Below are 1,934 nucleotides of genomic sequence, written 5' to 3'. Positions count from 1 at the left end.
GGTGGCCGGCGCCGCCACCGCCCTCGCCGTGCCCTACCTGCTGGGCCCGACCACCCGCCGGGCCATGGCCCGGCTGTCCACCGTCCGCCGCGAGGACCTCGCCCCGGCGCCGCTGGTCCGGCACTGCTACCGCACCGGGCGGGCGCTGCGCGCGCTGCTGCGGGAGAACGGCCGCTACCTCGACACGGCCGCCGAACTGGACGAGCTGCGGCGCACCCGGCCGCTGGCCGAGGACCTGCCGGTGACCGTGCTGGCCGCCGACGACGGCTGCCGGACCCGCCGCACCGAGGACTGGCTGGCCCGGCAGCGGGAGCTGGCGGCGCTGCTCGGGGCGGACTTCCGCACCACCGCCCCGGCCGGGCACCTGGTGATGTTCGACCGCCCGGACGCGGTGGCCTCGGCGGTGCTCGACACCCACTGAGCGGTCGGCCTGGCTGCCGGAGGCCGCGAGGGGGGGCCGGAGCACGGATCAGCCCCCGGACTGGGACCTCCGCCGGGTGATCTCCCGCTTCACGGCCCGGGGGACCGGCAGGTCGCGGGCCAGCTGCCGGACGGCGTGCCGGGTCTCGGCGCCGTCCGGACCCCGGTAGAGCCGGCGCTCCAGCCCGGCCGCCCCGATCAGGCCGGCCAGCTGCCGGTCGCGCTCGTCGGCCGGATCGGTCGGATCAGCCGCACCGGTCGGACCAGAGAGACCAGAGAGACCAGTCGGACCAGAGAGCCCGGCGCGCGCCAGCGTGGCCGCCGTCCGGGCGGCGATCAGCGCTCCGGCATCCGGCCGCACGGCCGTCCAGCGGCGGTAGGGCAGCCCGAGGAAGCGGTGGCTCCGGACGGTCAGCACGCCCTGCCCGACCATCCGGTCCAGGTGGTGGTGGGTCGCCCGGCCGTGCGGGTGGGTCAGCGCGCGCAGCGCGTGTTCGAGGGTCCGGGGCCGGCCCTCGCCCGCCTGCCCGAGGTCGGCCAGGACGGCGGCGGCGAGTTCGTCCTGGTCGCCCGGCGGCTGGTGGCCGGTGATCCGGCGCCCGTTGACGGTGATCGTGCCGGCCAGCTGGAGCTCGGCGAGGACGGCGCCCGCGACCGCCGTCGAGAGGGTGAGGGCGGGGATCCGAAGGCGTCCGTCCGCCGGGTCGGCGCAGAGCAGCAGCAGTTCCTCGGCCAGGGGCCGGGTGCCGGTGTCGGGGGAGTTCATGGGGAGAAGGCCTACCCGGCCCGGAAACGCCTCAGGCCGCCCACCGGAGTGGACGGCCTGAGACCTTGCCATGTGCGCCGCCAGGGACTCGAACCCCGGACCCGCTGATTAAGAGTCAGCTGCTCTAACCAACTGAGCTAGCGGCGCTTGCTGACGTCGAAGACTTTACACGCCGCCGACCGGATCCACCGAATCGTGTTCGAGTGATCACCGATTGTCACTGCCCCCGGGTCGCCGGCTCCGGGTGGTGGCAGGCCGCCTGGTGGTCCGCCCCGGGGGTGCCGAGCAGGGCCGGCCGCTCCTGTTCGCAGCGGGCCCGGTCCGCCGGGGCGGTGAGCGCGGCGTAGCGCGGGCAGCGGGTGCGGAAGACGCAGCCGGTGCGGCGCTCGGTGGGCGGGGGCGGGTCGCCGGCCAGCAGGATGCGGTCGCGGGCGCGCTCGGCGGCGGGGTCGGGCAGTGGGACGGCGGAGAGCAGGGCGCGGGTGTACGGGTGGCGGGGGCGGTCGAAGACGGCGGAGACCTCGCCCTGCTCGACCGTCCGGCCGAGGTACATCACGCTGACCCGGTCGGCGAGGTGCCGGATCACCGAGAGGTCGTGCGAGACGAACAGGTAGGAGAGGCCCAGTTCGGACTTGAGGGCCTGGAGCAGGTTGAGCACCCCGGCCTGGATGGAGACGTCCAGGGCGGAGACCGGCTCGTCCAGCACCAGCAGCCCGGGCCGGACGGCGAGGGCCCGGGCGATCGAGAC

The 1,934-nt window shown here is 76.0% G+C and carries 3 protein-coding genes and 1 tRNA gene; 1 reads left to right on the top strand and 3 read right to left on the bottom strand.

Translation table 11 applies throughout. From position 1 onward, the window contains the following. Positions 1-421: hypothetical protein (locus tag AE652_RS16960; RefSeq protein WP_049652244.1), on the top strand; the 421-nt coding region annotated here is incomplete at its 5' end. Between the two features lie 48 nt (positions 422-469). Here the strand turns inward: AE652_RS16960 and AE652_RS16955 are convergent. The 3 genes from AE652_RS16955 to AE652_RS16945 form a co-directional block, all read right to left on the bottom strand. Continuing rightward, on the bottom strand, positions 470-1,186 hold the full coding sequence (locus AE652_RS16955; RefSeq protein WP_049652243.1) for a GPP34 family phosphoprotein: 717 nt from the start codon (positions 1,184-1,186) through the stop codon (positions 470-472). A 73-nt stretch (positions 1,187-1,259) separates the two neighbouring features. Next, positions 1,260-1,333 (bottom strand) — tRNA-Lys (locus AE652_RS16950). A gap of 70 nt (positions 1,334-1,403) precedes the next feature. Then, positions 1,404-1,934, bottom strand: a 531-nt coding sequence (locus tag AE652_RS16945; RefSeq protein WP_049652240.1) for an ABC transporter ATP-binding protein, incomplete at its 5' end; no start/stop codon positions are given.

Origin of the sequence: Kitasatospora sp. MY 5-36, assembly GCF_001182915.1 — a bacterium.
GTDB lineage: Bacteria > Actinomycetota > Actinomycetes > Streptomycetales > Streptomycetaceae > Kitasatospora.
Note: the sequence above shows the minus strand (reverse complement) of the source record. Positions and strands in the feature narration are given on the sequence as shown.